The sequence below is a fragment of the Mycobacterium sp. genome, assembly GCF_049608025.1.
Classification (GTDB): Bacteria; Actinomycetota; Actinomycetes; order Mycobacteriales; family Mycobacteriaceae; genus Mycobacterium.
Map to the genome: position 1 here is coordinate 1 of NZ_JBMYXC010000099.1, position 4,109 is coordinate 4,109.

General features: G+C 65.6%; 4 protein-coding genes and 2 pseudogenes. 5 read left to right on the forward strand and 1 reads right to left on the reverse strand.

What is annotated here, in order from left to right; genetic code table 11:
* The 5 genes and pseudogenes from ACPGXI_RS17710 to ACPGXI_RS17730 form a co-directional block, all read left to right on the forward strand.
* On the forward strand, window positions 1–442 hold a 442-nt coding region (locus tag ACPGXI_RS17710), incomplete at its 5' end, for a transposase (protein WP_526655296.1).
* Window positions 443–500: 58 nt separating this feature from the next.
* On the forward strand, window positions 501–1,295 hold the full coding sequence (locus ACPGXI_RS17715; protein WP_526655298.1) for a 3'(2'),5'-bisphosphate nucleotidase CysQ: 795 nt from the start codon (window positions 501–503) through the stop codon (window positions 1,293–1,295).
* A gap of 80 nt (window positions 1,296–1,375) precedes the next feature.
* The gene (gene mshC / locus ACPGXI_RS17720; protein ID WP_526655302.1) at window positions 1,376–2,614 is read left to right on the forward strand and encodes a cysteine--1-D-myo-inosityl 2-amino-2-deoxy-alpha-D-glucopyranoside ligase; all 1,239 of its coding nucleotides are present in this window, start codon (window positions 1,376–1,378) and stop codon (window positions 2,612–2,614) included.
* Between the two features lie 28 nt (window positions 2,615–2,642).
* Window positions 2,643–3,521 (forward strand): SDR family NAD(P)-dependent oxidoreductase, encoded by an 879-nt coding sequence (locus ACPGXI_RS17725; RefSeq protein ID WP_526655300.1) that lies wholly within the window; start codon window positions 2,643–2,645, stop codon window positions 3,519–3,521.
* Window positions 3,522–3,714: 193 nt separating this feature from the next.
* Window positions 3,715–4,012, forward strand: a pseudogene (locus tag ACPGXI_RS17730) (transposase); the annotation flags it as partial.
* A 33-nt stretch (window positions 4,013–4,045) separates the two neighbouring features.
* Here the strand turns inward: ACPGXI_RS17730 and ACPGXI_RS17735 are convergent.
* Window positions 4,046–4,109 (reverse strand): annotated as a pseudogene (locus ACPGXI_RS17735) (ribonucleoside-diphosphate reductase); the annotation flags it as partial.

A 4,109-nucleotide genomic window follows, 5' to 3' on the forward strand; every position in this document is an offset into this window, starting at 1 on the left:
CTATCACCACAAGCAGGCTTTGGCGTTGGTTCGCGACAACCAAGTGCTCCACGTCGAAGACCTCAACATCTCCGGGATGGTCAAAAACCGCCGCCTGGCGCGCGCGATCAGCGATGCGGGGTGGGGTCAGTTCGTGCGGATCATCGGCGAGAAAGCCGACCGCTACGGGCGCACCGTACACACGGTGTCGCGGTGGCTGGCTTCGAGCAAAACCTGCTCCACATCGGGGTGTGGGCACCGCCTCGAGGAACTCCCACTACAGATCCGGCAGTGGATGTGCCCCTCGTGCGAGGTGGTTCACGATCGAGACCACAACGCCGCCAAAGTCATTCTCGCCGCCGGTCGGGCGGAGAGACTAAACGCCTGTGGAGCCTCGGTAAGTCCCCCCATTTATCGGGAGGCGCGAGGCGATGAAGCAGGAAGCACCCCAACCGCGGCGTAGCCGCGCGGGAATCCCCGCCCTTCAGCGTGGGGAGCACGTCAAGTGGTGTACTGGCGCGGTGACCCTCACCGATTCGGCGCTGGCCGCCGGCGTGGCGGCCGAGGCCGGTGAGTTGCTGCTCGCGATGCGCGAGCAAGTTGGGCACCTGGATTCTTATGACCCTTACTACCTCGGCAGCGCCGGCGACAAGCACGCCAACACCTTGATCCTGGACCGGCTGCGCCGAGAGCGGCCCGGCGATCGAGTGTTGTCCGAGGAAGCAGTCGATGACCTGGCTCGGGTCGATGCCGACCGCGTGTGGATCGTCGACCCCGTCGACGGCACCCACGAGTACTCGATGCCCGGACGCGCTGACTGGGCGGTGCACATCGCGTTGTGGCAACGCTCCTCTGCGTCCGCCGGGCCCACCGGAAATGGCACGATCACCGATGCCGCAGTCGCTCTGCCTGCACACGGCGAGGTTTACCGCACCGACACCGTCACCGCTCCGCCTCCGCGCACCGCAGGTCCGATCCGCATTACCGCCAGCTCCAATCGGCCGCCCGCGGTGCTGTGGCGGCTCCGCGAACAGCTCGACATCCAACTGGTCCGGATCGGGTCGGCCGGAGCCAAGGCGATGGCGGTGGTCCGCGGTGACGTCGACGCCTACGTGCACGCGGGAGGACAGTGGGAATGGGATTCGGCAGCCCCGGCCGGAGTTCTCTGGGCCGCCGGGATGCACGCGTCGCGGCTCGACGGCACCCCGCTGGTGTACAACTGCCGCGATCCCTACCTCCCGGACCTACTGATGTGCCGCCCGGAGGTGGCCGAGGTGCTCCTGGAAGCGATGTGGTCGGCCCGCCGTGATCGTTAGCGCTGGACCGCGGCGGGATCTTCTCGGGAATGAAACAGCCGTCGACGGTGTCCCAGACGGCAATGTCTAAGGTCGGTGCCATGCAATCGTGGTCGGCGCCGAGTGTTCCGGTGCTTGCTGGGCGTGGGCCGCGGCTAAGGCTTTACGACAGCGCAGACCGGCAGGTGCGTCCGGTTACTCCCGGCGTCACCGCCAGCATGTACGTGTGCGGGATCACCCCCTACGACGCCACCCACCTGGGGCATGCCGCCACCTACCTGACCTTCGACCTGGTGCACCGCATATGGCTGGACGCCGGTCACGATGTGCACTACGTGCAGAACATCACCGACGTCGACGATCCGCTGTTCGAGCGAGCTCAGCGCGACGGGATCGGCTGGCGCGAGCTCGCCGACCGCGAAACTGAGCTGTTTCGCGAGGATATGGCGGTCCTGCGGGTGCTGCCGCCGCAGGACTACGTGGCCGCCACCGAAGCTGTGGCCGAGGTCATCGAGGTCGTCGAAAAAATGTTGGCCTCCGGGGCCGCTTACATCGTCGACGATTCGCAGTACCCCGACGTGTACTTCCGTGCTGACGCGACCGTGCAGTTCGGTTACGAGTCGGGCTACGACCGCGACACCATGACCGCCCTGTTCAGCGAGCGCGGGGGAGACCCCGAGCGAGCCGGCAAGAGCGATCCCCTCGATGCGCTGCTGTGGCGGGCGCAGCGGCCCGGCGAGCCCAGCTGGCCGTCGCCGTTCGGGCCGGGCAGGCCGGGCTGGCACGTCGAGTGTGCAGCGATCGCGCTCAGCCGCATCGGCACCGACTTGGACATACAGGGCGGCGGTAGCGATCTGATCTTCCCGCACCATGAGTTCTCTGCCGCGCACGCCGAATCCGTCACCGGCGAAAGGCGTTTCGCGCGCCACTACGTACACGCTGGCATGATCGGCTGGGACGGGCACAAGATGTCCAAGAGCCGGGGAAACCTGGTGCTGGTTTCGGGCCTGCGCAAACAGGGTGTCGACCCGTCGGTAATCCGGCTCGGACTCTTTGCCGGGCATTACCGCGACGACCGGTTCTGGAGTCAGGCGGTACTCGACGCCGCGCAGGATCGGCTGCAGCGATGGCGAAACGCGACCGCCCTGGCGGGCGCACCGGATCCCGCCGACGTGGTGGCTCGGGTCCGCCGCTACCTGGCCGACGACCTTGATACGCCGAAAGCGATTGCAGCGCTTGATGGTTGGGCTGACGATGCACTGTTCTACGGAGGCCACGACGGCACGGCCGGGCACACGGTGGCCACTGCAGTCGACGCGCTGCTGGGCATCCAGTTGTAACCCATCTGCTGTGGAGTAGGTTGCGGCAATGGGTTCTGTGGCCGACAAGACAGTCTTCATCACTGGTGGCGCACGCGGTGTCGGTGCGGAAGTCGCCCGCCAACTGCACGGCAAAGGAGCCAGACTGGTTCTGACCGACCTCGATGCGGCCCCGCTGGCCGAACTCGCCGGGACGTTGGGCGCTGATCGGGTACACACCGTCCTGGCGGATGTGCGCGATCTGGGGGCCATGGAAAGCGCCGTGGCCAGCGCGGTCGACCGCTTCGGCGGCATCGACATCGTCATGGCCAACGCCGGAATCGCGACGTACGGTTCGGTGCTACAGGTCGACCCCCGAGCCTTCCAGACTCTCTTGGATGTCAATGTCATGGGCGTGTTTCACACCGTGCGGGCGACACTGCCCTCGGTGCTCGACCGACGCGGATACGTGCTGATCGTCTCGTCGTTGGCCGCCTATGCCGCAGCACCGGGTCTGGCTCCCTACAACGCTGCCAAGGCCGCCGTCGAGCATTTCGCCAACGCTGTACGACTGGAGGTGGGGTACCGGGGAGTCGACGTCGGCTCGGCACACATGTCCTGGATTGACACGCCGCTGGTTCGCGACACGAAAGCCGACCTGCCGGCATTCGCCGAGATGTTGCTCAAGCTGCCGTTCCCGCTGAACAAGACGACATCTGTCGAGGACTGCGCAGCGGCCTTCGTCTCCGGCATCGAGCGACGCAAACGCCAGGTGAACTGTCCGGGGTGGGTCGGTGCCCTCCGGTGGCTAAAACCGCTCCTGTCCACGCGGGTCGGCGAGGGGCAGGTGGCCAAGTTCGTGCCCGAGTCGCTTCCACGGATGGACGCCGAGGTGGCTGCGCTCGGCCGGTCGATGAGTTCCCGGATCGCAGAGTTAGAGCAGCGGTGACCGGCGGCCGGGCTCGTCCTGCCCGGCGCGGCGGCTGCATCGACTGCGGCGCTGGTGTGCGTTCAGATCGCGAATACGGTTAGAGAATCGATCTGTAAGCACACCAGCAGACGTGAGGTGAGCCCGTCGTGGTGGTCCAGTTGTTATGCGACTCTGTTGCCCGAGTGTTTGGGCAGGAAGAATCGACAACGACATGGCATCGAACAAGCGCCGGCGGCATACGCCGGATCAGATCATCCGCAAGCTCGCTGAGGGCAACAAGCTCCTGGCCGGCGGTCAGGAACTGGCCGAGGTGTGCCGGCACCTTCAGATCGCTGAATCGACGTGGCATCGCTGGCTGGCCCAGTACGGCGGCATGAAAGCCAACGAGGCCAAACGGCTTAAAGAGCTCGAGGCAGAGAACTCTCGGTTGAAGAAGTTGGTCGCCAATCAGGCCCTCGATATCGACATGCTCAAGGAGATCTCGGCGGAAACTTCTAACCCCGAACCAGCCTGGGTGATAACAGTCCGAGGGTCGAACTGCGCTACAACATGCAGGACACGCAACCCTCGACTTCAGTTCCCTCCAAGGCCATCTGGCGCAATCGG

Bases quoted from the DNA above. Each gene is read 5' to 3' on its own strand.
- mshC (WP_526655302.1), top strand. From the start codon at position 1,376: ATGCAATCGTGGTCGGCGCCGAGTGTTCCGGTGCTTGCTGGGCGTGGG.
- ACPGXI_RS17725 (WP_526655300.1), top strand. From the start codon at position 2,643: ATGGGTTCTGTGGCCGACAAGACAGTCTTCATCACTGGTGGCGCACGC.